This window comes from Tistrella bauzanensis, assembly GCF_014636235.1.
Classification (GTDB): Bacteria; Pseudomonadota; Alphaproteobacteria; order Tistrellales; family Tistrellaceae; genus Tistrella; species Tistrella bauzanensis.
In genome coordinates this window covers 1-22,252 of the sequence record NZ_BMDZ01000074.1, presented here as the reverse complement: position 1 = coordinate 22,252, position 22,252 = coordinate 1, and the positions used below count along the sequence as shown (strand labels likewise).

The 22,252-nt window shown below is 66.6% G+C and carries 23 protein-coding genes, 2 pseudogenes and 1 CRISPR repeat array; of the genes and pseudogenes, 7 read left to right on the top strand and 18 right to left on the bottom strand.

The genetic code is table 11. From position 1 onward, the window contains the following. Positions 1-80 precede the first annotated feature (80 nt). From IEW15_RS21660 to IEW15_RS26095, 5 genes are all read right to left on the bottom strand, one after another. Positions 81-683: a Rieske 2Fe-2S domain-containing protein gene (locus tag IEW15_RS21660; protein ID WP_188581878.1), complete on the bottom strand. Its 603-nt coding sequence runs from the start codon at positions 681-683 to the stop codon at positions 81-83. Position 684: 1 nt separating this feature from the next. Beyond that, positions 685-933, bottom strand: coding sequence for a hypothetical protein (locus tag IEW15_RS21655; RefSeq protein WP_188581876.1), 249 nt, complete (start codon positions 931-933; stop codon positions 685-687). Continuing rightward, positions 905-1,111: a hypothetical protein gene (locus tag IEW15_RS21650; RefSeq protein ID WP_188581874.1), complete on the bottom strand. Its 207-nt coding sequence runs from the start codon at positions 1,109-1,111 to the stop codon at positions 905-907. Before IEW15_RS21650 ends, IEW15_RS21655 begins: the two co-directional genes overlap by 29 nt. Before the next feature lie 133 nt (positions 1,112-1,244). Continuing rightward, positions 1,245-1,721: a cupin domain-containing protein gene (locus IEW15_RS26100; RefSeq protein ID WP_229708475.1), complete on the bottom strand. Its 477-nt coding sequence runs from the start codon at positions 1,719-1,721 to the stop codon at positions 1,245-1,247. Next, complete coding sequence (locus tag IEW15_RS26095) at positions 1,718-2,332, bottom strand: cupin domain-containing protein (protein ID WP_229708473.1); 615 nt, start codon at positions 2,330-2,332, stop codon at positions 1,718-1,720. Before IEW15_RS26095 ends, IEW15_RS26100 begins: the two co-directional genes overlap by 4 nt. Positions 2,333-2,620: 288 nt before the next feature. Between IEW15_RS26095 and IEW15_RS21640 the strand changes: the two genes are divergently transcribed. Next, entirely contained in the window at positions 2,621-3,625 is a 1,005-nt protein-coding gene (locus tag IEW15_RS21640; RefSeq protein WP_188581872.1) for an ornithine cyclodeaminase family protein, read from the top strand. Positions 3,626-3,685: 60 nt separating this feature from the next. On the opposite strand, the gene IEW15_RS21635 is transcribed toward IEW15_RS21640, so the two are convergent. Both IEW15_RS21635 and IEW15_RS21630 read right to left on the bottom strand, forming a co-directional pair. Then, positions 3,686-4,633, bottom strand: a complete 948-nt coding sequence (locus tag IEW15_RS21635) for a LysR family transcriptional regulator (RefSeq protein WP_188581870.1) — start codon at positions 4,631-4,633, stop codon at positions 3,686-3,688. Between the two features lie 95 nt (positions 4,634-4,728). Beyond that, positions 4,729-5,613: a fumarylacetoacetate hydrolase family protein gene (locus tag IEW15_RS21630; RefSeq protein ID WP_188581869.1), complete on the bottom strand. Its 885-nt coding sequence runs from the start codon at positions 5,611-5,613 to the stop codon at positions 4,729-4,731. 168 nt (positions 5,614-5,781) lie between these two features. On the opposite strand from IEW15_RS21630, the gene hpaH reads away from it, so the two are divergent. From hpaH to IEW15_RS21615, 3 genes are read left to right on the top strand one after another with little or no spacing between them, the layout of a single operon-like run. Next, positions 5,782-6,585: a 2-oxo-hept-4-ene-1,7-dioate hydratase gene (hpaH, locus tag IEW15_RS21625; protein ID WP_188581867.1), complete on the top strand. Its 804-nt coding sequence runs from the start codon at positions 5,782-5,784 to the stop codon at positions 6,583-6,585. A gap of 30 nt (positions 6,586-6,615) precedes the next feature. Then, positions 6,616-7,401, top strand: a complete 786-nt coding sequence (locus IEW15_RS21620) for an HpcH/HpaI aldolase family protein (protein ID WP_188581865.1) — start codon at positions 6,616-6,618, stop codon at positions 7,399-7,401. Continuing rightward, a complete protein-coding gene (locus IEW15_RS21615) occupies positions 7,398-7,820 on the top strand; it encodes a nuclear transport factor 2 family protein (protein ID WP_188581863.1) in 423 nt (140 codons plus the stop codon). Before IEW15_RS21620 ends, IEW15_RS21615 begins: the two co-directional genes overlap by 4 nt. Before the next feature lie 71 nt (positions 7,821-7,891). On the opposite strand, the gene IEW15_RS21610 is transcribed toward IEW15_RS21615, so the two are convergent. The 8 genes and pseudogenes from IEW15_RS21610 to IEW15_RS21575 form a co-directional block, all read right to left on the bottom strand. Continuing rightward, entirely contained in the window at positions 7,892-9,232 is a 1,341-nt protein-coding gene (locus IEW15_RS21610; protein ID WP_229708472.1) for an LLM class flavin-dependent oxidoreductase, read from the bottom strand. A gap of 175 nt (positions 9,233-9,407) precedes the next feature. Continuing rightward, positions 9,408-10,697, bottom strand: coding sequence for a TRAP transporter large permease (locus IEW15_RS21605; RefSeq protein WP_188581858.1), 1,290 nt, complete (start codon positions 10,695-10,697; stop codon positions 9,408-9,410). Continuing rightward, positions 10,687-11,223, bottom strand: coding sequence for a TRAP transporter small permease (locus IEW15_RS21600; protein ID WP_188581856.1), 537 nt, complete (start codon positions 11,221-11,223; stop codon positions 10,687-10,689). The genes IEW15_RS21605 and IEW15_RS21600 overlap by 11 nt, the downstream gene beginning before the upstream one ends. After that, positions 11,220-12,254, bottom strand: coding sequence for a TRAP transporter substrate-binding protein (locus tag IEW15_RS21595; RefSeq protein ID WP_188581854.1), 1,035 nt, complete (start codon positions 12,252-12,254; stop codon positions 11,220-11,222). The genes IEW15_RS21600 and IEW15_RS21595 overlap by 4 nt, the downstream gene beginning before the upstream one ends. A 437-nt stretch (positions 12,255-12,691) precedes the next feature. After that, positions 12,692-13,513: a CRISPR direct-repeat array (repeat unit 29 nt; unit sequence GGTTCCCCCGCACAGGCGGGGATAGACCC). A gap of 156 nt (positions 13,514-13,669) precedes the next feature. Beyond that, positions 13,670-13,933: a helix-turn-helix domain-containing protein gene (locus tag IEW15_RS21590; RefSeq protein WP_188581852.1), complete on the bottom strand. Its 264-nt coding sequence runs from the start codon at positions 13,931-13,933 to the stop codon at positions 13,670-13,672. A gap of 183 nt (positions 13,934-14,116) precedes the next feature. Then, a pseudogene (locus tag IEW15_RS26630) lies at positions 14,117-15,061 on the bottom strand (macro domain-containing protein). A gap of 13 nt (positions 15,062-15,074) precedes the next feature. Continuing rightward, positions 15,075-15,422, bottom strand: a complete 348-nt coding sequence (locus IEW15_RS21580) for a DarT ssDNA thymidine ADP-ribosyltransferase family protein (RefSeq protein WP_229708469.1) — start codon at positions 15,420-15,422, stop codon at positions 15,075-15,077. Between the two features lie 112 nt (positions 15,423-15,534). Beyond that, positions 15,535-16,017, bottom strand: a complete 483-nt coding sequence (locus tag IEW15_RS21575) for a hypothetical protein (protein WP_188581849.1) — start codon at positions 16,015-16,017, stop codon at positions 15,535-15,537. Between the two features lie 153 nt (positions 16,018-16,170). Between IEW15_RS21575 and IEW15_RS21570 the strand changes: the two genes are divergently transcribed. From IEW15_RS21570 to IEW15_RS21560, 3 genes and pseudogenes are all read left to right on the top strand, one after another. Then, the gene (locus IEW15_RS21570; RefSeq protein ID WP_188581846.1) at positions 16,171-17,211 is read left to right on the top strand and encodes a zinc-dependent alcohol dehydrogenase family protein; all 1,041 of its coding nucleotides are present in this window, start codon (positions 16,171-16,173) and stop codon (positions 17,209-17,211) included. 1 nt (position 17,212) lies between these two features. After that, positions 17,213-17,668 carry an SxtJ family membrane protein gene (locus IEW15_RS21565; RefSeq protein ID WP_188581844.1) on the top strand — a complete coding sequence of 152 codons (456 nt, stop codon included), beginning with the start codon at positions 17,213-17,215 and terminating at the stop codon, positions 17,666-17,668. Between the two features lie 23 nt (positions 17,669-17,691). Continuing rightward, positions 17,692-19,580 (top strand): annotated as a pseudogene (locus IEW15_RS21560) (carbamoyltransferase family protein). Positions 19,581-19,601: 21 nt separating this feature from the next. On the opposite strand, the gene IEW15_RS21555 reads toward IEW15_RS21560, so the two are convergent. The 3 genes from IEW15_RS21555 to IEW15_RS21545 are packed head-to-tail and all read right to left on the bottom strand — an operon-like array spanning position 19,602 to position 22,168. Next, entirely contained in the window at positions 19,602-20,975 is a 1,374-nt protein-coding gene (locus IEW15_RS21555; protein WP_188581840.1) for an MBOAT family O-acyltransferase, read from the bottom strand. A 16-nt stretch (positions 20,976-20,991) separates the two neighbouring features. Further along, positions 20,992-21,981 carry an SGNH/GDSL hydrolase family protein gene (locus IEW15_RS21550; RefSeq protein ID WP_229708468.1) on the bottom strand — a complete coding sequence of 330 codons (990 nt, stop codon included), beginning with the start codon at positions 21,979-21,981 and terminating at the stop codon, positions 20,992-20,994. A 34-nt stretch (positions 21,982-22,015) separates the two neighbouring features. Next, on the bottom strand, positions 22,016-22,168 hold the full coding sequence (locus IEW15_RS21545; protein WP_188581838.1) for a DUF5989 family protein: 153 nt from the start codon (positions 22,166-22,168) through the stop codon (positions 22,016-22,018). Between the last annotated feature and the right edge of the window lie 84 nt (positions 22,169-22,252).

Here is a 22,252-nt window from a genome sequence, read left to right as displayed (position 1 = left end):
ACCGCGCGAGACCCCCGCCAAGCTCCCAAGCCGTCAGCAGACGGCGTCAAACCATGGGTAGCGGGCATTCGGCAACAGGCTCAGGGCGGGCGGCCATTGGGAAAGGTCAGGCGGGCATAGACCGTGTCCGCCACCTGATCGACCTTGAACCGCAAACGCTCGAAGGCCTCGGATGCCTGATAGCCGGCATGCAGGAACTGCACATGGGTCAGGTCCGACAGATTGTCGATCGCCAGTTGGTAATCGGCATCGACATGGGTATGGCCACGAACATTACCGCGCGCCGGATCGCACAGAAACGAGAAATCGGGGATCAGACCGGCATCCGCCAGCGCGGGATCGCCTGTCCACAGCCAGACCAGGGAATGGCGTTCCACCACCGGATAGGCCACCACACGGGCGGCTTTGGGAATCGGCATGCCCGCGACCGGCATGCCGACGCAGGCGCCATCGGGCCCGATCCGCAGCCCATGATAGCCGCACTGGATGACGTCGCCGATCTGGCGCCCCATATGCAGCGGCACGAAACGGTGCGGGCAGATGTCGCGCAGCGCCGCAAGCATGCCGTCGGGTTTGCGATAGACCAGAACCGGCTGATCGATGATGGTCCGGTGTCCGAAGCGCTCGGGCGTGATGTCGTCGGCATAGCCGAAGACATACCAGGTGTTTTTCAGGAACGGCATGTCAGTCTGCTCCAATCGTGTCGGCGGCCAATGGGTCGGCGGTCGCTTGCCGCCAGAGCCGACGCCGGATGGCCGGCCGATCGCGCGGAACCGCCCGGCGGCCATCGGGATGACAGGCACTGAGACCCAGGCCGCGCAGCGCGTGGTTGGTCATGGTGACGAGATCCCCGGCGGCGGCTGGCGTAAGCCCCGCCCGCACCAGCGCCCGGACCCAGGTCGTGTCAAAACCTGTGCGATAGGCGCGGATCATCGGCAGGTATTCGCAACCCAGTGCCGGCGCGGTCCGCGCGGCCGGCCACGCCGGCCATGGTCAGCCCGCCATAGCCACGCTCGACCAGCAGGTCGAGTGTCGCCGCCATCAGGCTTGCGATCGTGCCCAGCCGGCGGGCTTCCTGGCGGGCGGGGCCGGTTCGGGCGGCTGTCGGCATCCGTCGGCATCCATTCTGGTGCCGCTGAAGAAAAGCACCGCCGAGAAGCACAGCTTGAAGAACAAACCGGTTTGTTTGTTTCCGGCCATGCCGCATCCCGGCCGGTGGCCGGGATGCCTCTGCCGTTCAGGCGTCAACCCGCCTGTCGCGGCCCGACATAGCCGGTCTGCCCCTGTTCCGAACCAAGGGTCAGGATCGGCCCGTCCATCCTTTCCTGCCAGATCAGCGATTCCATGCCGATCTGCTGCGGATGGTCCTGCACGGTCAGGATCGCGTGGCCATCCGCGCCCGGATAATGGGCGTGCTCGGACCATGACGGCGCCGACAGCATCAGATCGCCCGCTTCCCAGTGAAAGACCTGCCCGTCGACCACGCTGCGGCCACTGCCCTTGAAGTGATAATTGATCGCGACCGAGCTGTGCTTGTGCCCACGGCCTTCGGGCCGGGGTCTGGTGCCCGGCGCCGAGGCGGAAAGCGTGGCGAAGAACGAATGGGTGGTGCCGTTCCGCCGCCCGGTGGCGGGATTGTAGAGCAGCATGATGCCGCGCTTGCCGTCATCCGGCGTCGCGGGCAGATGGCGGCTTGCATCGGCCCATGGCCAGACGATCATCCGGTTCTCCACCACCTCGATATCGACCAGATATTCGTATCCGCGCAGGCGTGCGCCGGCATCGGTGATCGCGATGTCGGGGGCGCCCTCGCGGGTGAATTTGCCGGGGCGGCCTGCGCCATCCCGGCCGCCGCGCGCTCCTGCGACCGGATCTGCGCGCCGGCCTCGACAAAATGGATGCCCAGTTTCTCAAGCAGCGGCGCGTTGGAATAGCTCAACCGCACGAACAGGTCGTCGGATCGGTTTTCATGGGCATAGATCCGCATCGACGGAATGTTCCAGGTATCCCACCGGCCGACCTCGGCGGTCTGCTCGCCGGCGGTCACGATGCCACGGCCACGAATGCAGAACTCGATCTGGTTGGCATTACGGCGCATGGGCGGGGTCGCCTCGCCCGGCTTCAGAACGTTGATGGTGACATCCACCCCCGGCGACAGGCCCAGCCCCGGCGCCGTCGCCTCAGGATGCACGATGACGCTGGCGCGGCGCCCGTCGCGGCCCGGCGGTTCCTGGGCCAGACGCTCGATCTCGGCCTCGATCGCGGCACGCGGAACATGCAGCGGCTTCCACACAGTCATGCCCTGCGCCGGGGTCTCGTCGGTGCGTCTCATCGAATGGGTCGCCTGGCTCATCGCTCGCGTCTCTCCCGTCGGCCCGGCTGACCGGGCTCTGTCCTCGTTCATCTCCGAGGCTATGCACAGACGCGGCTGCCACAACCCAAAGATCGGCAGTTCTCTTTTTCCAGATCCGACGATGTCTCCGGAACCCGAAGATGGGCGCCCGACGCGAGGCGATCGGGAAATTGAGATATTCCGAGTTCTACATTGTTGCCCGGGAAGTGCCGCCCCTACCCTCGGCATGCTTCAGCCGCACGATGATGACCCGCAGGAGACCAGTTCATGTCCGATACGCCCCCCCTGTTCCTCACGGATCAGCATGTGAGCGAACTTGTCACCCTCAACGACGCGATCGCAGCACTTGAGGTGATGCTGCGCCGCGAGGCACAGGGACTGGCCCACAACATTCCCAAAGCCCTGGCCACCTTCGCCGAGCGCTCGTCGCTGCATGGGCTGGGGTCGTTCTCCGAAGACGCGGCACTCGGCGGTTTCAAGACCTGGATCAACACCCCCGGCGGCGCCTCGGCGGTGATGTCGCTGTTCGATACCGACCGGGGCGGCTTCCGCGCCCTGGTCCAGGCCGGCCTGCTGGGTCAGTTGCGCACCGCGGGCATCTCGGGCCTGGCCACCGACTGGCTGGCGCCGGCAGAGGCGCGGGACATGGCGATCATCGGCACCGGCCGGCAGGCCACGTTGCAGATCGCGAGCGTCGCCGTGGTGCGCCGGATCAGCCGCCTGCGGGTCTACAGCCCCAGCGCCGACAGCCGGCGCGACTTCACCGCCCGGATGCGGCGGCTGTTCTCGTTCGAGATCGTCGACTGTAACAGCGCCGAAAGCGCGCTGCGGGATGCCGAGATCGTGACCATCGTGACCCGCGCCCGCGCGCCCTTCATCCACGCCGGCATGATCGCCGACGACGCCCATGTGAACGCGGTCGGCGCCATCCTGCCCGCCAATGCCGAGATCGAGGCCGATGTGCTGGCCAGGGCCCGCGTCGTCGCCGTCGACAGCATTGCCGGCGTGCGTCGCAATTCCAGGGAACTCATCGATTTCTATGGCGAGGACGATGCCGCCTGGCAGGCCGTGCAGACCCTGGGCCGCATCATCGCCGCCGGCCGGCAACCGCGGCGCCCCGCGGGCATGACCCTGTTCAAGTCGATGGGCATGGGCCTGTCGGATCTTGCCATGGCCGAGATGATCCTGGCCCGGGCGGCGGCGCGCGGCTGCGGCATTCCGCTGGAGGGGCCGCCGGCGATGCCGCTGGCGCGCTGGAGCGAGCGGGCCTGAAGAGCGGTTCGGGCCTGAAGAGCGGTTCGGGTCTGAACCGGCGTCCAGACGTCACACGCCCTATTGCCCGTCCGGCTCCGGCTGGCCGGGCAGGGGCCAGACCGATTTCAGATAGTCCACGAACAGCGATACGTGCTGAGAGGCCATCGCGCCGTCGGACATGATCGCCGAGACCGCCGTGTCGCGCGGCTCATAGCCGACCAGGATGCGGACCAGCCGGCCGTCGCGCAGAAACTCCTCGACCACGAACGGACCCATCAGAACGATGCCCACATTCTCGGCCGCGGCTTCGGCCAGGAAATGGGCGTTGTTCGACCGCAGCGACCCGGTGATCGACACGGTCCGGCTGCGGCCGTCCTCGGTATAGACCCAGCTATCGCCGGTGGAGCCAAGCCGCATCGCCAGACAATTATGCTGCGACAATTCACCGGGATGCTGTGGCGTGCCATGGCGGGCGAGATAGGCGGGCGAGGCGCAGAACCGCCGCCGGTTCCACGACAGCACGGTGTCGTTGTCGGTGAGGTTCGAGGCATGCACCAGCCGGATCGACAGGTCATAGCCTTCGCTCAACAGGCTGACCGTGCGGGCAGAGGTGTCGAGTTCCACCGAAATCTTCGGATAGCGCCGCAGGAAGCCGGGGATCAGCGGGCCGACCACGCGTTCGCCCAGCGCCGTGGGTGTGGTCATGCGAATCAATCCCGCCGGATCTTCGGCATCGGGGTTGAGCGTGCGCTCGACCGCCTCGGCCTCGTCGAGCAGCCGCGCGCACTGCCGATAGAAGGCCTGCCCCGCCGGCGTCACGCTGAGCTGGCGCGTGGTGCGGTGAAACAGCCGCACATTCGCGCGCAATTCCAGTTCGGTCAGCTTCTTGCTGACGGTCGAGGGCGCGATCGACAGAGCCTCGGCGGTTCTGGTGAGGTTCTCGGTTTCCACAAGCGACAGAAAGATTTCCACGGCGCGCAGGTCCGACAGGATCTGCAACCGGCTGCGAACTGGCAGATATTTCACGGTCCACCCTCCCTGGCGCCTGTTCCGGTGCAGATCTTTGCGGAAGATCTTAGCGCGGGACGGCACCGCCGTCCCGCATGTCCGCGCCGTGCCCCTTACGTATCCGCCTCATCCCCCGCCGGAAGACCGCCGCCGCCGGGTTCCTGCACGACGGTGTTGCTCAACACGCCGATGCCGGTGATCTCCACCTCCAGCCGGTCGCCCGGCTGCATCCAGACCTGCGGATCGCGAGCCATCCCCACCCCCTCGGGCGAGCCGGTGGCGATCAGGTCGCCGGGCTGAAGCCGGGTGAAGCTGCTGATATAGGCGATCAGCCGGTCGATGGGGAAAACGAGGGTGCCAGGGCTGTCCTGCTGCATCACCCGGCCGTTGAGGCGGGTGGTCAGCACCATCCGGGCCGGCGCCGGCGCGGCATCGCGGGTGACGATCCACGGGCCGACGGCGCCGCTGGCGTCGAAATTCTTGCCCGGCGTCACCTGGGCGGCATGGCGCTGCCAGTCACGCACCGAATTGTCGGCGAAGCAGCAATAGCCCGCCACATGATCCATGGCATCCGCCGGGTCGATGCGGTGCCCGCCGCGCCCGATCACCACCGCCAGTTCGCCCTCGAAATCGAACTGATCGCTGATCGCGGGGCGGATGATCGCCTGCCGGTGGCCGACCTGCGCCGTGGGCAAGCGCAGGAACAGGCTGGGACGGGCGCCCGGCGACCGTCCGGTTTCCGCGATATGCTTTGCATAGTTCAGGCCCACGCAGAACACCCGGCCCACCCCGTGGGTCGGCGGCAGGAAATCCACCGCCGCCAGCGGATAACGATCGGCGCCCCTGATGTCGATCGCCTCGCCCGCGCCGGCCCGGCGGATCAGCTCGGCCATGCCCGACAACCGCCCGGACAGATCGGCGACCGCATCGCCATCGACGATGCCGAAGCGGTGCGGCGCCGCGTCGTCGCCCTGGCTGCGGAACATCATGAGACGCATGGGCTTCCCCCCTGATCAGGTTTCCGACGATGTTGGCGGCAGCATGGGGCGCGCCCGCGGGGGGCTGAAGACCGATATGGGAAAGACAGATTTCGCGATTTCCCGATGGTTCCGCCCTCGGCGTGCACCGCTTATTGGCGGCATTCCCGCGCAAGGACGATGACCATCATGCCACTGGACCCGCAGACCATCCGCATATTGGGCCGCGCGCTGTTCGCGGCCGAGACGGCGCGACGCCAGATCCCGCTGATCTCGCAACGCCATGACGGGCTGACGCTGGCCGATGCCTATGCCATCCAGGCCGAATTCGTCGCCGCGAAACGGGCGGCGGGCGCCATCGGCCGGGGCTGGAAGATCGGCCTGACCTCGCGCGCCATGCAGGATGCGCTGCAGATCGACACACCGGATTCCGGCATCCTGCTCGACGACATGTTCTTCGACACCGGCGCCGTCATCCCGGCGGGCCGGTTCATCGCCCCCCGGATCGAGGCCGAAATCGCCTTCGTCATGGGCGCCGACCTCGATGGTCCCGCCAGCCCGGCCCAGGTGCTGAACGCCACCGCCTATATCTGTCCGGCGCTCGAAATCCTCGACACGCGCATCATCCGCCGCGATCCGGAAACCGGGCGCATGCGCAGCGTGATCGACACCATCGCCGACAACGCCGCCAATGCGGGCATCGTGCTGGGCGGCCAGCCGCGCAAGCCCGATGCGATCGATCTGCGCTGGATCGGCGCGATCGTGTCACGCAACGCCACGGTGATGGAAACCGGGCTGGGCGCCGGCGTGCTGGGCGATCCGCTGCTCGGCATCTCGTGGCTGTCGGGGCGGCTGGCCGAAACCGGGCAGACCATCCGCGCCGGCGAGGTTCTGCTCGCCGGCTCGTTCATCCGCCCGATCGAGGCCCCGGCCGGCAGCACCATTCATGGCGATTTCGGCACCTTCGGCACCGTCACCTGCCATTTCGACTGAGGCCCGCCACACCCATAGCGAGGGACCAGAATGCCCGCACCCGCAAACAGCTTCAGACACGCCCTTGCGGCCGCCCGGTGCCTTTATGGCACCTGGGCGGCGCTCGCCGATCCGTTGTCGGCCGAACTATGCGCACGGATCGGCTTCGACTGGATGGTGCTCGATGGCGAACACGCGCCCAACGATCTGCGCTCTGTTCTGGCGCAGTTGCAGGCCGTGGCCGCCTTTGCCTGCGCGCCGGTCGTGCGCCTGCCGGTCGCCGATCCGGTTCTGGCGAAGCAGTATCTCGATATCGGTGCCCAGACGCTTCTGGTGCCGATGATCGACACCACCCAGGATGCCGCGGCCATTGCCGCCGCCATGCGCTATCCGCCACGGGGCCGCCGTGGCATCGGCTCGGCGCTCGCCCGCGCCGGCGGCTTCGGTATCACCACCGACTATCTGGCCACCGCCGATGCCGAGATCGTCCTGATCGTTCAGGCCGAAAGCCGGCGCGCGATGGGCAATATCGACGCGATCGCCACCACCGATGGCGTCGACGGCGTGTTCTTCGGCCCCTCGGACCTCGCCGCCGATATGGGCCTGATCGGCCAGACCGGGCATCCGGCTGTGGTCGCCGCCGTGGAAGATGGCGTCCGCGCCGTGGTCGCGGCCGGCAAGCCCGCCGGCGTGCTCGCCATGGATCCAGAGCTTGCCGGCCGATACCGTGCGGCCGGCGCCCGCTTCATCGCCGTGGCCACCGATGTCGGCGCGCTGGTCGGCGGCTTGAAGGCGCGTCTGGCGCAGATCGACAGCCCCGCCGAGGTTCCGCAATGACCACCGACGCCCGCCTGTTCACAGACATCTATGCCCTGCTCGGCGCCTTCTATGGCGCCCTCGACGACGGCACCGCCGACGAAGCGGCGGCACTCTTCCTGCCCGATGGCACCTGGATGCGCCAGGGCCAGCTGCTGACCGGCCCGGCCGCGGTGCGCGCGGCACTCGACGAGCGCCCGGCCGACCGGGCGACGCTGCATCTGTTCTGCAATCTCCGCCTGTCGGAGATAACCGGTGACGGCTGCACGGCGACTTATGGGCTGTTCGTGAATATCGGCCATGATGGCCCGCAAACCGGCCACGACGGCGGCCGGATGCTGGCGCTGATGACCTGCAGCGACCATGTCCGGCGCACGAGCCAGGGCTGGCGCTTCGCCTCGCGCACGGCATCGCTCCGGTTCCGCAACGCGCTGGCCTGAGGTTCCGCAACGCGCTGACCTGACCAGCATCGTCACCCGATCAGGTGGCGCCACCTGATCGGGATCCCATGTCACACCTGCGCCGCCGGATGGCTGGCGAGCACCCCCGGTGTCCGGCCGGGGAACATCTTCTGCCGCATCGTACCCGGCCGATACGCGGTCTTGAACAGGCCCCGGTTCTGCAATTCGGGCACGACCAGATCGCAGAACGACCGGATGCCGGCCGGCTCGACCGTGCGCACCAGATTCAGCCCGTCGATGCCCGTCTGGGCCACGAAGGTCTCGATCTGGTCGCAGACCGTGTGCGCGGAACCGCAGAAGAACAGCTCCGGCCCCCGCAGCGGCCCGAATTTCGCCAGATCGGCAACCGTATAGACCCGGCCTTCACTGTTGCGGGTCATCTGCTCGACGATCGACTGGATGGCCTGGCTCTCGACATGGCGGATCGGCTCATCCGGCGCATAGTGCGACAGATCGATGCCGGTGATCCCTGAGAGGAAGGCGAGGTTGCCGTCGGCGCTGGAATACCGCCCGGTCTCGGCCATGATCTCCTGCGCCAGAACGTCGGTTTCCGCCACGATCACCGTGACGGCATTGAACACCTTCAGATCCTGGCCGTTGCGGCCACAGGCCTCGGCCTGCCTGCGCAGACTGTCGGTGAGATGCCGGGCATAGGGGATGCTGTTGGCCGAGATGAAGGCGCTTTCGGCATGGCGGCCGGCGAACCGCATGCCCCGCCCCGACGCGCCGGCCGAAAAGATGAACGGCGTGCGTTGCGGCGAAGGCTCGCTCAGATGGATGCCCTCGCACTGGAAATACCGCCCGGCATGGCGCACCGGCCTCACCCTCGACGGATCGGCGAAGATGTGACTTTCCTTGTCGCGCACCGCCGCGTCGCTGTCCCAGCTTGTCTCCCACAGCTTGTAGACGACCTCCATGAATTCGTCGGCGATGTCATAGCGTTCGTCATGCGGTGGCAGGTCGGTCTTACCCAGCGCGCGCGCCGCCGAGGCCGCGGTTCCGGTCACCACGTTCCAGGCCAGCCGCCCCTCGGTCAGATGATCGAGGGTCGACAATCGCCGCGCCAGCAGATAGGGCGGCTCGAAGGTGGTGTTGCCGGTGACGCCGAAGGTGAGATGTTCGGTCACCGCCGCCATGGCCGGGATCAGCAGCATCGGATCATTGGTCGGGCAGAAGCAGCCGCTCTTCAACGTCGCATCCGAACTGCCCTGATAGACGTCGTGCACGGCAAGGATGTCGGCCAGAAAGATCCCGTCGATCAGCCCATCCTCGCAGATCCGGGCGAGATTGACCCAATAGTCGAGCCGATTGTAGTCCAGGTCATGGGCCTGCGGATGGCTCCACAAGCCCGGCCAGGACTGGCTTGGAGACGCGGAATAGAAAGCATTCACGAATATTTCTTTGGCAGGCGCTGCATCGTTATGCGTCGCGGGCATGATATCCTCCGTATCGGAACTAGAGTGATTTTCGCGTCATCTGGTTCAGGAAAATCACTCTAATTTATTGTTTTATCGAGCATCTTTACCCGATCAGGTGGTTCCACCTGATCGGGATCTGCTCTTGTCTTCAGCCCAGCAGGGCAAGAGAGATGACGGGAAAGAGCACGATCAGGACGATGCGGACCATGTCGCTGAGCACGAAGGGCAGCACGCCCCGGAACAGCGCCGGCAGGCCCGCCTGCGGCGCCACGGCGTTCAGAACGAAGATGTTCATGCCGATGGGGGGCGTGATCATGCCCAGTTCCACCACCGCGACGGTCACGATGCCCCACCAGACGACGTCATAGCCGAGGCTCTCGATCACCGGCAGAACGAATGGCAGGGTGATCAGCATGGCGGCGATGGTGTCGAAGACGCTGCCGAGCACCACATACATCAGCACGAAGGCCGCGACGATCATCAGCGGCGGCCAGCCTGTCGCCTCGATGAAGGCGGTGAAGGTCTGCGGCGCGCCGGTGACGGTGACGAAATAGCTCATCATCTCGGCGCCGAAGATGATCAGATAGATCATGCCGGTATTGCGCCCCGCCTCGACGAGGCAGTCGAGGAACCGCGCCCAGGTCAGCCGGCCCCGCAGCAGCGCGAAGACGATCGACAGGATCGCGCCCACGGCCGCGGCCTCGTTGACGGTGAAGACGCCGCCATACATGCCGCCGATGATGACCAGCAGAAACACCAGTGTCGGCGCCGCGCCAACCAGCGCCTCCAGGCGGTCCGCCCGGCTATAGCGGTCGCCGGGCGGGGCGAGTTCGGGATGCCGCGCGGTGACGATGGCCAGCGTCAGCATCTGCAACGCGACGGCGAGCACCGCCGGCCCGACCGCCGCGACGAAGAGATCCAGAATGAAGCTCTCAGTCATGATCGCGTAGATGACCAGAATGACCGATGGCGGGATCAGCGCCCCCAGCGTGCCAGCGGCGGCGATGGTGCCGCCGGCCAGCGACAGCGCATAGCCACGCGTTGCCATCTCGGGCATCGCCACCCGGCCGAAGGTGGCGGCCGTTGCCACCGACGAGCCGCAGATCGCCCCGAACACCGCGCAGCCGGCGATGGTGGCGTGCAGCAGCCCGCCGCGCCGGTGCCCGATCATCCGCTCGGATAGGCGATAGAGATCGGTCGCAAGCCCGCTGATCGACGCGAAACTGCCCATCAGCAGGAACAGCGGCACCACCGCGAGGCTCTGGCTGGTGACGCTCGCGTCGATCGCGCTGACCAGGGTCGAGACGGCCGGCGTCATGCCGACCAGCAATGCATAACCGCCGAAGCCTGTCGCCAGCATCGCGATGGCGATCGGGATCTGAAGGTAGATCAGGCCGAACATCACGGCCAGGCCGATGGCGAAAGACTCAAGCCCCATCGGCGGCCCCCTCCCCTCGGCCCGTCAGCTTGCGCAATGCATCGCCAAGGATGACCACCTGAAACAACGCCGCGACCAGAAAGAAGCCGGCGAAGGCCGTCCAGGACGGCCATTGCGGCAGGCGCAGCAGCCAGGTGCTCTCGCCGCTCCACATCAGCGCCAGCGCATGGCGGCCAAGCGCACAGGCCAGCCCCGCCAGCACGATCAGCACCACCACGCCGGCCGCGACGTCGAGGGCCTGCTTGGCGCGCGCGCCAAGCAGGCGGTCGAGGAACCGGATGGTGATGTTGCCACGGGTGACGATCACCGCCGGCACCGAGGCACCGATCGCGACCGGCAGCGCCACCTCGGCGATGTCGCCGATCCCGCGCAAGGGGGTGTTGAGCAGCCAGCGCCCCAGCACGTCGACCAGCGTCAGGCCGGCCAGCCCGATCAGCCCGATCAGGCCCACCAGCAGCAGCAGCCGGGCGGTCTGATGGCGCGCGCCGACGGGTGCCGCCCTCGTTTCCGACGGGCTGGCGCTCATTTCCCGGCCTCGTCGTTGTCGTCGCGGCCGGCTTGCCGGTTGCGGACCGCCTGAAGGATACGGTCGCGCCCGGCGCCCTCCGCCGCCCATTCGGCCTGAACGCGGCCGAAGATCTGATCCAGTGCGGCGGCATCCTTGTCCGACGGCATGGTCACGACATGGCCGCTGCCCGCGGCCGACCATGCCGCCAGCAGCGCCTCGGCCTTTTCGTCGGCCGCACGGCCCCAGGCTTCCGAAAGCGCCCGGCCGCTTTCGGCGTCGATCGCGACCTGCGCCGCCTCGGGCAGGGCATCGAAGACGCTCTGTCGCATCACCAGCATCACATGGCCGGTGCCCAGCCGGGCCAGGAAGTGATTGCGGGCAACCTCGGCGACGCCGGTCTGCTCATCGAGGCTGGGATGCGAGGCGACACCGTCGATCACGCCCCGGGTCAGGGCCTCGGCGGACTCCGAAACCGACATCGCGACCGCCGTGCCGCCCATGGCCTCGATCACGCGGATACCATAGCGCCCGGCGGTGCGCAGCTTCTGGCCCTGCACATCGGCCAGACTGGTGACCGGCCTGGTCGCGCTGATCGAGAACGGCGGCGACGCGAACAGGCCCAGCACCTTCAGGCCGTCGAAGCCCGTCAGCAGCCCGGCCTCATAAAGCCCCCACATGGTCGACGACGCCGCGCGCGACGACGCATAGAGCCCGGGGATCTCGGCCACCGTGTTGTCGGGAAACCGGTCGGGCGTATAGGCCGGCACCGGATAGGTGATATCCGCGACACCGTCCTCGACCATCTTCAACTGTGCGGCCGGATCACGCCCCAGCGTGCCGCCGGTGAAGGGGATGATCTTCAGCGCGCCCCCTGATGCGGCCTCGACCCGCTCGGCCCAGGGCGCGAAGACATTGAGCCATTCATGTCCCTTGCCGCTCAGCCAATAGCCGAAGCGGAGTTCGGCGGTCTCCTGCGCGACGGCGGCTATGGGCTGCATGGCCACGGCGCCCAGAATGCACAGCGCAAAGGCACTGCGTAATATCTGCATGATGTCCTCCCTTTATAAACGGCGATCGGCCGTTTTCAGAGGAACACATGCCCCGTTATTCCAGGTCACCACCCAAAGCGGAAAGACTGTTTTTCAATGATAACGCCACCCTCTCCCCATCACCGGTCGACAATGTTCGGGACGGTAAGGCCGTGCGCATCAGATGGCGTGCACGATATCTTGACCTCGCACATCCGGACCGTGCCGGCCAATACATCCCCTGGCCGTCGCGGGCGATCAGGGATGACACAGGCCGATGCCGCCGGCAACACCCGCATACTGCCACGCCACTGACACCACATGACAGGGAACCGGCCGTCCTATAGCCTCATCCGTGTGCGGACCATGAAGATTGCCGGCTATGGTATGCAGTGCGCTGACCCCTCTCGTTCGCTTTTTGGAAAAGTTTCCAGCAGAATAAAGGCTTAGAAGCAAGGGGTTCCCCCGCACAGGCGGGGATAGACCCAAAATGTGTAAATTCAATTGACTTCTTATAATGGTTCCCCCGCACAGGCGGGGATAGACCCCGTCCGCGCCACGGCCGCAACCGCGGCCCCCAGGTTCCCCCGCACAGGCGGGGATAGACCCCGCCATGGCTGACCCGCCAATCGGGGCCGATCGGTTCCCCCGCACAGGCGGGGATAGACCCCGCACGATCGGGGCGCACTTGACGACCCTGGCGGTTCCCCCGCACAGGCGGGGATAGACCCAGCGTGCAAGCGCTGGTGGGGGGCAAGGTCAAGGTTCCCCCGCACAGGCGGGGATAGACCCTGCGGCGGCTTGGCGTGACCACGCGGGAGACAGGTTCCCCCGCACAGGCGGGGATAGACCCTGCGCGCCAAGGGACGCGAGGAGCTGGGCCTGGGTTCCCCCGCACAGGCGGGGATAGACCTATTCAAGAAGCACTCAGCCCCGGCTATCTCGCGGTTCCCCCGCACAGGCGGGGATAGACCCTCAATGGCGGATCAGCTCGCGATTCCACCGTCGGTTCCCCCGCACAGGCGGGGATAGACCCCCGTGCATTCACCCCCACATAGGCAGTATGGGGGTTCCCCCGCACAGGCGGGGATAGACCCAACGGCGCGAATAGCGTTATGGGGCGATTCCTGGTTCCCCCGCACAGGCGGGGATAGACCCCCGATCTGCACCGCCATGCCGGGCATGGTCCAGGCTCCCCCGCACAGGCGGGGATAGACCGCAGCATGCCGCCCGCCGGGAGGTTTTTCACGTGGCTCCCCCGCACAGGCGGGGATAGACCCAAGGCCTGAGGCCGGTGCGGACCTATGTCCGACAGTTTCCCCGCACAGGCGGTATAGTCCGCCATGCCACATCATTGCATGACCTGTCCGGGTGCCCTGACTCTGATGGCCGGGTGGCCCCCGCGAGGGTTCCGGTGCCCGCTGGTGCGGGCATCATCACGCAGAGGCATCGCCACGGATCAGTGCCGCGAGGTCGAGAGCCTCGCGGCGAATGCCCGCAGGTGCCAGCATCGGCTCGGCACGTTCAATCGCCAGGGTCAGCGCCAGCCGTTCCAGGGCCAGAATGTGGATAAGGCGCACCGGTGAGGTGCCGGTTTCGATATCGGCGATCGATCGACGGCCCATGCCAAGGCGTTCGCCGAACTGAGCCTGAGTGAGGCCCAGCGCCTTGCGGGCTTTGGCCAGGTCTTCACCGGTCATCATCCTGGCGGGACTCCGCAGCCAAGGTGTCGGGCATCACTGTTCAATATCCACCGATTGAGTAGATACCGCATGCCTCCCGAAAAGTAAGCGCGATTCCCGTGCGCCTGACGATAACACCCGCGCCGGGACGTGATCGGCCCGGCCCCAGGCCTGAAGCGCAGCGGTGGCCGGAAGCCAGCCCTAGGCCTGAAGCGCAGCGGTGGCCGGAAGCCAACCCTTCGCCTGAAGCGTCCTGAGCGCGATCTCGATCTGGTGCGGGGCAAAGCGCATCTTGCGGTGGTTCCAGTTGTGGACCTTGGCGACCACATCTTCCAGGTTTCGGGCGTTTTCCTGGACCACCACCCAATGTACGGTGGCCAGCAATTCAAGTCCGAAGGGTGTTTCGAACCCCTCGACCAGCTGCGCCACACGGTCGAAGCGATGCCGGGTCTCGTCATCTTCCTTTAGGAAAGCCTCGGCATCTGCAACCACGCCCGGAACAATCTCCAATTGCTTGTCCGGCGCATCGCCACGGTCATGATAACCAGAGATGAGATGGCCTTCGATTGTCCGCAGCACGTGACGCAGATTGTCGGCATAGGGGCCATAATGGTGCTTGATATATGTCAGGCGCAGTGGCTGCCCATCCACCTGCATGAAGTACATCAGTTTCTGAACCTCGATGAGTGTCACGAACGGGTCCATCAGCCCCTGCAAATAGCGGTGCATCAGCACAACCAGGGCCGCCACAATCCGTGCCCGCACATCCGGCCAATCCAAACCACACAGGCCACTCCCCTATGGCGGCAAAGCAATCGAGCGCATACCGAGACGATGGATCTCGCCAACCAATGCCGTCAGACCCAGTTCTATGTCTTCCATACGGCTCTTGCCGCGCCAGTGGCGTTTGGTCGGAAAATTGACGATGACCTTCGGATTGGTCAACGCGCCGGTTTCGAACACAAACATGCGGCCCGGCCGCACGTCATGTCTCGCGCAAGCCGCCGCATACGCCTTGAAGTTCTCAGGAAAGATGTTCTTGAACTGAAGCGCGATGCCACGCCCCATCACACCGACACAGTTCACCGTATTGACGAGCGCCTCGGCATCCGCCTGCAAGATATCACCGGTTCTGAACTCGATCATCGGTTCGGCCCGTTCAATAGTACCAGTCTTTCCTGACCTCGATCAGGGGCCTGTGGGTCGCGCCCTGCATGGCATGCATAACCGACCTGGGACAAAAATAGAACGGCGTGCATTCGCCGACGAACAACCCATGATGAGATTTCAACTGCAATATGTTGAGGCGACGCGTCTTGATGGCACTCATACCAATCATCGTCCCCGCGCCAGTCCGCGCCGCCATGTCCGCATCCGACCACAGGAAGCCATCGGTCACGATCGATGCCAGACGGTCGACATGGACGATGTGACAGATCTTGGGCCGGTTGGGCACGTCGTCATCGACCGGTGGCCTTCCTTGATCTCGGGGATCGCCAAGCGACACAGGGTGGTCCGGCCAACCAGACCACCCGCACCGGATGACCTGCCGAGGGCGTTGGCGCCTCAGCCATCCGACAGCGCCGATGATGGGCCGCGACGGCCAGGGCGCCATAGGCTCAGGGCAGCAGCCCGGCCATGCCGTGGCTGCCGGCCACAGCGCCCGCGACCGTGATCCAGGCCACCGCCGTCAGCAGGCGGTGGGCGCGGGTGATCAGGCGGAAGACGCGGTCGGGCGCGGTTGCGGCCGCGCGGTGGAACCAGGCGTGGAGAAACAGCGGCTCGGCCACCAGCAGCACCACCGCGAACACCAGCCACAGGCCCAGCATGGCGTGCATCCACCAGTATTGCGGATCGGTGAACCGCCACCACGCATCCAGCCGCCAGGTCATGTACAGCCCCGACAGCCCGGCAAGCGTCACCGAGATCCGCGCCTGAACCGAAAACCGCCCCTCCACCGCCTCGAACATCGCCAGACGCTCAGCGGGGGCCGCCATGCGCGCCACAGCCGGCAGCAGAACCAGGGTCACCAGCGTCAACCCGCCGATCCAGTGAACGATGGCCAGCACATGGATCGCGCGGGCCAGCATCATATCGTCCATTGTCAGCCCCTTCGGCTGCGGCCATGATCGTCCTGATATATGCATATTATCCGCATCTTCATCGATACGCGACAGAATCTGAACGGCGCCACAGGGCGGGCGAAGATGCTATAGATACGGATCGATCCCCTTCCCCAAGGATGCGCCCCCGCCATGCGTGCCGCCTGTTTCGAGACCTTCCAAGGCCCTGTCGCCGTCACCACCCTGCCCGATCCGGCGCCAGCGCCCGATGGCGTGGTGATCCAGGTCGGCGCCACCGGGCTGTGCCGCAGCGACTGGCATGGCTGGATGGGCCATGATCCCGATATCCGGCTGCCGCATGTGCCGGGGCATGAACTGGCCGGCACGGTGGTGGCGGTGGGGCGCGACGTCCGGCGCTGGCGCGCGGGCCAGCGGGTGACGGTGCCATTCGTCGGTGGCTGCGGCCATTGCGGCCAATGCGCATCGGGCAATCATCAGGTCTGCGACAGCCAGTTTCAGCCCGGCTTCACCCATTGGGGCAGTTTCGCCGAATATGTGGCGATCGGCTATGCCGACACCAATCTGGTGGCCCTGCCCGATGCGATCGACATGGCCACCGCCGCCAGCCTGGGCTGCCGCTTCGTCACCGCCTTTCGCGGCGTGATCGACCAGGGCCGGCTGCGGGCGGGGGAACGGATCGCCGTTCATGGCTGCGGCGGCGTCGGGCTGTCGGCGATCATGATCGCGGTGGCCTGTGGCGCGCAGGTGATCGCCATCGACATCGATGCCGACAAGCTGGCCCTGGCCAGACGTCTCGGCGCCGCCACGGTCATCGATGCCCGCGTCGAGGGCGATATACCGGCGGCGGTGCGCGCGGCATCGGATGGCGGGGTCGAGCTGTCGGTCGACGCGTTGGGCCACCCGGTCACCTGCGTCAATTCGATCCTGTCGCTGGCCAAGCGCGGCCGCCATGTCCAGATCGGCCTGATGCTGGCCGATCAGGCCCGCCCGGCCATCCCCATGGACCGGGTGATCGCCCACGAGCTGGAGATTCTGGGCAGCCATGGCATGCAGGCCTTTCGGTATGCGCCGATGATGGCCATGATCGCCAGCGGCCGCCTGCGTCCCGACCGACTGATCGGCGCCCGGGTGTCGCTGGACGACGGCGCCCGCCTGCTGCCGCAGATGGACCGTTTCGCGGGCACCGGCGTCACCATCATCGATCGGTTCTGACATGTCGGAACAGCCAGCAACACCGGACCGGGCGCCGACATCTGATGCCCCGCCCGCCGCATCCGCCCATGCCGGCCCCACGGATCGCGGCTTCGGGCTGGTGTTCACGGTGGTGTTCACCGGCCTTGGCCTGATGCCGCTGCTGTCGGGGCGGATGCCGAACCCGTGGCTGCTGGCCGCCGCCGCCATCATCCTGGCGCTGGCGCTGTTGCGGCCGCGTGTGCTGGCGCCCGCCAACCGGCTGTGGATGGCCTTCGGGCGGGTGCTGCACCGGGTGATCAGTCCGGTGATGCTGGCGGTGATCTATTTCGGGGTCATCACCCCCGGCGGCCTGATGTTGCGCCACGTCTTCCGCCGCAACAGCCTGCGGCTGGGCTTCCGATCCGGTGTCGCCAGCTATTGGGTGCGGCCCGATCCGGCGGATGCTGCCCGCCACATGTTCAAAGACCAGTTCTGACCCGGACCGGGAACCCGCCGACCATGCGCATTCTGGGGCTTTCAGCCTTCTATCACGACAGCGCCGCCACCCTGATCGAGGATGGCCGGATCCTTGCCGCCGCGCAGGAGGAGCGCTTCAGCCGCCAGCGCCATGACGCCGCCTTCCCCAGCGCCGCCATCCGCTATTGCCTTGAGGATGCCGGCATCACCGCCCGCGATGTCGACGCGGTGGTGTTCTACGACAAGCCCTTCGTGAAGTTCGAACGGCTGATCGAGACCTATCTGGCCTTCGCGCCGCGCGGTTTCCGGTCGTTCCGCACCGCGATGCCGGTGTGGCTGCGCGAGAAGCTGTTTCAGAAGGACCAGATCGGCCGGGCGCTGAACGCGATCGATCCGGGCTTTGGCGGCACCGGCCGGCTGCTGTTCTCGCGCCATCATCTCAGCCATGCCGCCTCGGCCTTCTACCCCTCGCCCTTCGACGAGGCGGTGGTGCTGACCATGGACGGGGTGGGCGAATGGGCCACCACCTCGGTCGCCATCGGCCGGGGCCGCGACCTTCAGGTGCTGCGCGAGATCCATTTTCCACATTCGCTGGGCCTGCTGTATTCGGCCGTCACCCAATATGCCGGCTTCCGGGTCAATTCCGGCGAATACAAGCTGATGGGGCTGGCACCCTATGGCCAGCCGCGCCATGTCGACCAGATCATCGGCACGCTGATCGATCTGAAGCCCGACGGCTCGTTCCGGCTGAACATGGATTATTTCGACCACGCGACCGGGCTTGCCATGACCAACCGGCGCTTCCACGCCCTGTTCGGCCGGCCGGTGCGCGCGCCCGAGGCACCGCTGCGCCAGTTTCATGCCGATCTGGCGGCCTCGGTTCAGGTGGTGCTGGAACGGGCGGTGGTGGCGCTGACGCGGGCGCTCGCCGCCGAGACCGGCATCGCCAATCTGTGCCTGGCCGGCGGCGTGGCGCTGAACTGTGTGGCCAATGCCCGGCTGCGCGCCGAAAGCGGCTTCGCGCATGTCTGGGTGCAGCCGGCGGCGGGCGATGCCGGCGGCGCCTTGGGGGCGGCGCTGGCGGTGTGGCATCTTCAGGAAGATGGTGCCCGGGTGATGCCCCCGGCCACATCGGCACCCACATCCACCCCCGGCGACAACAGCCCGCGTGATGCCATGCGTGGCGCGTTTCTGGGGCCGGCCTTCGATCAGGCGCGGATTGAAGCCGACCTCAACCGGCTGGGCGCCCGCTTCACGGTGCTGGCCGATGACGACCTGATCACGGCCACGGTTGCATCCCTCACCCGTGGTGATGCCGTTGGCTGGTTCCAGGGGCGGATGGAATTCGGCCCGCGCGCGCTGGGCAACCGGTCGATCCTGGCCGACCCGCGTGACCCGGCGATGCAGCGCCGGCTGAATCTGCAAATCAAGAACCGCGAGAGCTTCCGCCCCTTCGCGCCGGCGATCCTGGCCGAAGCCGCGCCCGACTGGTTCACGCCCGGCGATGCCTCACCCTATATGCTGTTCACGGCGACACTGGCGCCGCACAGGCGCGCGGCCACACCCGATGCGATCAGCGCCGCCGACGCGACCAACGATCCCGATGCGGTCATCACCCCCCGACCCGGCCCGCCCTCGCCCATCCCGGCGGTGATCCATCTGGACCATTCGGCCCGGCTGCAAACTGTGCATGCCGACATCCATGGCCGGTTCCACAGCCTGCTCAGCGCCTTTGCCGCCGAAACCGGCTGCCCCGTGCTGGTCAACACCAGCTTCAATGTTCGTGGCGAGCCGGTGGTCTGCACACCGGAAGACGCGTTCCACTGCTTCATGGGCACCGGCATCGACACGCTGGCGATCGGCACTGCCTGCTGCGTAAATCCGATCAGGATCCGGCCCTGGCCGTCACCCGGCGGTTCGCCCCGGATTGACGCCCGGGCCGGCGCCCGGCATCAGAAATCGAAATAATAGAAGGTCTGCGGCCGGCCGGCGGCGATCATCGAACAGCCGATGATCACCACCAGCAGCACCGGCAGGGCCAGGGCCGCCGGCACCCGCGCGGCGGCGGCGCGCACACGGTCGATGGTGTCGAGCGGATGCAGCACCAGGGTGATCGCGATCAGCCCGACGATCAGCGGTGCCTGCGCGGGGACGATGCCCGGCCCATGGCCACCGAAGGCCGATGACAGCACCACCAGCGCCGCATCGATCGATGGTGCGCGGAAAAAGGTCAGCACCAGCACCCAGACCACGAAGAACAGGGTAACGCACAGCGCCCGCCGGATGCCGCGCTGGTGCCCGGCCCATTGGGCATAGCCGCTGGCGCTTTCGGCCGCCATGATCACCCCCTGGATCAGCCCCCACAGCACGAAGGTCCAGTCGGCGCCGTGCCACAGGCCCGATATCACCATGGTCATCACGATCGCCGCCTGACGGGCATGGCGATAGAACCGCTTGTGCAGTGGCTTGAACACGTAATCGCGCAGCCAGAAGCTCAGCGTCATATGCCAGCGCCGCCACAGCTCGCTCATCGACGTGGCGATATAGGGCTTGTGGAAATTTTCCGGAAAGCGCACCCCGAACATGCCGGCCAGTGCGATCGCCATGTCGGAATAGGCGCTGAAATCGCAATAGATCTGGATCGCGAAGCCGGTCATCGTCAGCCAGGACTGGATCACCCCCATGCCGCCGCCATCAGCGATGCCGGCATAGCTTGCATCCACCCAGGCGCCGATCGGATCGGCGATCAGCACCTTCTTCAGCATACCCACCGCGAACAGGCCCAGATTGGCGGTAAACCCGGCGCGATCCAGCCGGATGCGGTTCAATTGCGGCAGGATCTGGCCGATGCGCAGGATCGGCCCGGCGATCAGATGCGGGAAGAAGGTGATATAAACCGCGGTTTCCATGAAATTGGGCGCACGCTGCCCCGGCCGTCGGGCGGTATCGACCAGCAGGCTGATGATGGTGAAGGTCACGAACGACACCCCCAGCGGCAGCGTCCAGTGCAGGCGCGGCAAGGGCTGGTTCAGCACCGCCTCCAGCGAGGTCAGCATGAAATCGGCATATTTGAACAAGGCCAGCGGCAGCAGCGCCAGCGGCACCAGCAGCGGCAGCAGCCCCGGCCGGCGCCGCACCAGCAGCCCCGCCACCCAGGTCGCGATCACGAAGGCCAGGATCACGACGGTATAGGGCGGATACCACCAGCCATAGAAGATCAGGCTGGCCAGGAACACATAACCGGGCACCATCGGGCGCGGACAGATCGCGAGCCCGCCCGCGAACAGCGCCAGGAAGATCAGGAAACTGGGCAGTTGAAACAGCATCGCCGCGCCGGGTCCGTCAGCGTGCCGCGCCGGCGGCCGGCGCCACCAGATACGGCACAAGCTGATCGGCGATCCGGTCATAGGCGGCGCCGTTGAAGTGGACGTCACCAGGGGCGACCCAGAAATCGGCCGCCGTCTCGCCCCGGAACGGTGTCAGCAGATCGACGAAGGCCCAGTCATGGGCGCGGGCGGCGTCCGCCATGATCGTGGTCATGAAGCCGAAGTCATAGTCCACAAAATCATTGGTGTCCGGCAACTGCGCCAGGATCACCCGCTGGCCCCGGGCTGCCGCATCGGCTGCCAGCCGGTCCAGCGCCCGATCCATCGCCTCGCGTCCCGGCCCGCCGCTCCAGGTGTCTCGATAGGCGGCCACCAGATCGTCGCGACCGGTCCTGCCGCTGCCGGCCTGCCGGATGAAGGTGACCGCCAGCGCCGCCAGCTCGCTGTTGCGCACCAGCCAGCCCGCATTGTCGGGCATCTGCGGTTCCGCCGACCGCACCGTCGGCAACAGGATCACGGTTTTCACCGGAATAGCGCCGGCCGGATAGGCGCTCAACCGGTCGCCCATGCGCAACCACAAGGCAATGCTCTGCGACAGGGTCATATTGCCGACACCGGTCGTCAGAACCTGCCATCGCGCGTCGGGTGCCGCCGCATCCAGCCTGCCGGCCAGTTGGCTGCGCAGGGTCTCTGCCTCATCGACCCCCCAGCCCATGGCATAGCTGTCACCCACGATCACCACCGCCGGCCGGCCGGGCTCGGGTTCAGGCCCGCGCATGCCCAGGCTGTTGATCGAGATATCCACCCCCTGAAGCCGCGCGCTCTGCCCCGGCCGGTGCTCATGGCCGATCGCCGGATCGTCGCTGCGCTGCTTCAGCAGATTGGCATAGCGCCACATCTCGATGACGTAGTTCTTCTGGTTGGCGGTGCCCAGACGCACCAGGCCTTCGCCCGCCAGACAGCCCAGAACGATGCCGGCCACGACCAGCAGTACCGACCGCATCATCCGGCCCCCTCCCTATTCCTGGAAGCCTGCCGGATCAGAACACGGCGTAGACAAAGGGTGCCCAGGCTGTGCCCTGCGCCACCACGAACACCACCGCGAAGACCAGCAGCACCAGCACGAACGGGATCAGCACCATGCGGGACCGCCTGGAGAACAGAAACCGGACCAGTTCGGAAAGAAACGCCATATGAGAGCCTGTTGCAGAATGGGCTCCAACCCTGTCGATGTCCGCTTGCCCCCGCGCTGCGGGGCTGATTCCCTCGGGTGAGGT